4 protein-coding genes are annotated in these 2,123 nt (G+C 44.0%); all 4 read left to right on the top strand.

Annotation, left to right across the window (positions count from 1 at the left end; translation table 11 throughout):
- The first annotated feature begins 475 nt into the window (after nucleotides 1–475).
- The 4 genes from FE394_RS18940 (at nucleotide 476) to FE394_RS18925 (ending at nucleotide 1,954) form a co-directional block, all read left to right on the top strand.
- A complete protein-coding gene (locus FE394_RS18940; protein ID WP_319927873.1) occupies nucleotides 476–706 on the top strand; it encodes a ParD-like family protein in 231 nt (76 codons plus the stop codon).
- Nucleotides 681–1,010: a type II toxin-antitoxin system RelE/ParE family toxin gene (locus FE394_RS18935; protein ID WP_319927872.1), complete on the top strand. Its 330-nt coding sequence runs from the start codon at nucleotides 681–683 to the stop codon at nucleotides 1,008–1,010. Before FE394_RS18940 ends, FE394_RS18935 begins: the two co-directional genes overlap by 26 nt.
- A gap of 216 nt (nucleotides 1,011–1,226) precedes the next feature.
- Complete coding sequence (locus tag FE394_RS18930) at nucleotides 1,227–1,553, top strand: phage holin, lambda family (RefSeq protein ID WP_319927871.1); 327 nt, start codon at nucleotides 1,227–1,229, stop codon at nucleotides 1,551–1,553.
- Nucleotides 1,550–1,954 (top strand): structural protein, encoded by a 405-nt coding sequence (locus tag FE394_RS18925; protein WP_319927870.1) that lies wholly within the window; start codon nucleotides 1,550–1,552, stop codon nucleotides 1,952–1,954. Before FE394_RS18930 ends, FE394_RS18925 begins: the two co-directional genes overlap by 4 nt.
- Nucleotides 1,955–2,123: the final 169 nt, after the last annotated feature.

Genomic DNA, 2,123 nt, shown 5'->3' with positions numbered 1-2,123 from the left:
TTAAAACTCAATCGCCGTGTTTTGGGGGTTGAACTGGAAGAAGAGCGGTTTAGGCAGATTGAGCAGGAGATTAACGAGCAGTTGCCAACTTCGAGTTTACAACTCGATCGGGGTCGGTCAACACATATAGTATCTATAAATCAATATGTTAATGTTGATTTTGCACGGTTTGGTTAACACCTCGATCCCCATAGATAACCCCCAACTCACCGGAAATACCGGATAGTTCAACCTGTAAGTATTACAAGTTCCAAGACGCAACCAGTCGGTCAGGCCGACTAGTTCAAAATCTCGATATGTGAATTCCCATATCGGAACAAATTCAAGTGGTTCTGGCATATCGCGAAACCATACAATGTTTTTTTGCGACAAAAGATTGCATTATTAGACAAAATGGTGCATATTTTAAGTGCGCTTCCGAAAGCGTATGCGTCCGCTCCGCATGTAGTACAAACCATCGAAGAGGGTTAACCAAATGGCTGTCAGTGTCCGTTTAGATGATGACTTCGTGAGTGATGTCAAAATTCACGCAGAAGCTTCAAGCAGGAGTGTGCCAAAGCAAATCGAACATTGGGCAAAAATAGGTCGCATCGCCGAAGATAACCCAGATTTGCCGTACTCCTTTATCCTTGATTCGTTGCTAGCAAAAAGCGAAGTCAACAATGGTAAGGTGTCGCGTTATGTCAGAAGGACAAAAAAGTCCTAAGATTGATGTTTATGAAACAAGACGTTTCTCTAAAGCGTTATCTAAATTACCTGAAAATCTTCTTGCAGTAGTGGAAGATGAGATAGAGAAAATTATCGACAACCCAGAAATTGGCGAGCAGAAGAAAGGCGATTTAAGTTTTCTTCGCGTTCACAAATTTCAGTTAAACAACCAGCTAACATTGCTTGGGTATCATTGGGTTGAAGAAAAGATAGAGCTATACCTGTTAAATTTTGGTTCTCATGAAAACTTTTATCAGGCACAAAAGCGACACAGGAAAGACGATTTAAAGTTTATTAAATGACACATAAGGCTACGCTCCGGCGTGGCCTTTTTCGTATTTGCCACCGCAATCACTCTTATCACATCCGTATACATGCATTGCGGCTGGCATCCTAACTATTTGAAAATAATCCGATATCGGAATTCTGATAACGGCATCCTATTAACTCAACTCACAGGGGCGACTCTCTCACCCCACGGACGCCCATTGTTCTAATGGGGTGGAATATGCGCATGATTGAAAAAGACACAGAATTCTGTGTCTCACGTTTGGGACTGGTTAATTATCAATGCGCCCTTTCTTGGCGGGATGTTTCTGGCGGCATCGACCGCACTTGCCCGAGAGAAAAGGGACGGTTCAGGTTGGAAGGCTTCCTTAGTTGAAGCCTTTATTTGTGCGGCAATCAGTGTCGGGATTATTAACGCGCTGGAATATGCGCAACTGCCACTAAGCCTCGCCCAGTTCTTCGGTGTACTCATTGGCTTTTTGGGCACCAAGAAGATTGGGTCGATTGTGGATGCAATCTTTACCTTCTTTAAAAACAAATTCGGGGTGAACAGATGACCAGAGGCATACGCAATAACAATCCCGGCAACATTGACCATAACCCGGCGAATAAGTGGCAGGGTCAGTTACCGCATGATCTGAATATCGAAAAGCGGTTCTGTTGTTTTGAGTCGGCTGAGTTTGGTATCAGGGCACTGATAAAGCTGCTCATCAATTACCACGGTAACGGTTACAAGAGTGTGGCTAAAATGATAAACCGTTGGGCACCACCAAGCGATGGCAATAATACAGCAGCGTATATCAAGGGCGTTGCTCAGTCTATGGGTGTCGAACCTCACCAAGTTCTCGAAGTGAATAAATCAACCCTGATTGCTTTGGCTAAGTCCATTATCCGCCACGAGAACGGCAAGCAACCTTACTCCGAGGCGACGTTTGAAAAAGCGTTTGAGCTGCTATGAGATGGCAATTGTACGCATTTATTGTCATTTCTGTATCATTGCTGGCCGCGCTTTGGGTAGTAGTGAAGGATTATGAGGAACTCAGTAGGAAATATAAAGAATTGTCTGATGATTTCTCTAAACAAACCGCCCTCATCATCAACCAGCAGGAACGCATCCAGCACCTTGC

Source organism: Xenorhabdus littoralis (assembly GCF_033949345.1).
Taxonomy (GTDB): Bacteria; Pseudomonadota; Gammaproteobacteria; order Enterobacterales; family Enterobacteriaceae; genus Xenorhabdus; species Xenorhabdus littoralis.
The sequence above is the reverse complement of the archived record's forward strand: the minus strand, read 5'-3'. Positions and strand labels throughout refer to the sequence as shown.

What these genes read in the sequence shown, in the direction of transcription:
- FE394_RS18935 (WP_319927872.1), top strand. Translation starts at nt 681, where the DNA reads ATGTCAGAAGGACAAAAAAGTCCTAAGATTGATGTTTATGAAACAAGA.
- FE394_RS18925 (WP_319927870.1), top strand. Translation starts at nt 1,550, where the DNA reads ATGACCAGAGGCATACGCAATAACAATCCCGGCAACATTGACCATAAC.
- FE394_RS18940 (WP_319927873.1), top strand. Translation starts at nt 476, where the DNA reads ATGGCTGTCAGTGTCCGTTTAGATGATGACTTCGTGAGTGATGTCAAA.